Origin of the sequence: Lentzea sp. NPDC051208, from assembly GCF_040682435.1 — a bacterium.
In the GTDB taxonomy this organism is placed as follows: domain Bacteria; phylum Actinomycetota; class Actinomycetes; order Mycobacteriales; family Pseudonocardiaceae; genus Lentzea; species Lentzea kristufekii.
Genome location: NZ_JBFBAW010000004.1, coordinates 392,692 through 393,355, shown reverse-complemented (window position 1 = coordinate 393,355; position 664 = coordinate 392,692). Strand labels below are relative to the sequence as shown.

Annotated in this window: 1 protein-coding gene; it reads left to right on the top strand. The window is 61.7% G+C overall.

Annotated elements, in window-relative coordinates; genetic code table 11:
• Positions 1 to 195 precede the first annotated feature (195 nt).
• The gene (locus tag AB0M48_RS12195) at positions 196 to 630 is read left to right on the top strand and encodes a hypothetical protein (protein WP_363839570.1); all 435 of its coding nucleotides are present in this window, start codon (positions 196 to 198) and stop codon (positions 628 to 630) included.
• The last annotated feature ends 34 nt before the right edge of the window (positions 631 to 664 follow it).

Sequence of the window (664 nt, the reverse complement as noted above, 5' to 3'; positions counted from 1 at the left end):
CAGAGGTCCTTCGCCGACTGGTGGTCCCGCCGCCTGGAGTGCGGACCCTTGCCCCAGATCCGGTTCCGGCATGGTGGACGATGCGAGTTGCCTGTCTGACGCCGATGCAGGCAGGCCTCCCTGGCCGGCCGCTTCCGGACGCACCTCGACGGGCGCCTCAGTGGCCGCGAGTTCTCTCGGCAACGCGTCCGCAAGGTGCTGAGACGCCATCGCAGCGTCATCGTCGAACAAACCACCCCCCACATCCAGATCAGAATCCTCCTCGTCATCACCGAACAAACCACCGCTGACATCGAGATCAGAATCCCCCTCGTCCTCGCCTACCGCACCACCACCAACCACCGAACCAGCAACATCCACCCCCACCCGCACATCATCGTCAAACAAACCACCCCCCACATCCAGATCAGAATCCTCCTCGTCATCACCGAACAAACCACCGCTGACATCGAGGTCAGGATCTTCCTCGTCACCGAACAAACCACCGCCGATATCCAGATCAGAATCTTCATGATCGCCATCATCCGCAGAAGAAGTCGCGGTAGCGCTGGTTTTCGCGCCTGGAGGGGTGACGCTCGCTTCCGAAATCCGTTCGGTTCGCTCGGCAACGATCGAACCGGCCTGCCGTGACGTGTCCGGCTCTTCGAGATTCGATGCAGCGCCG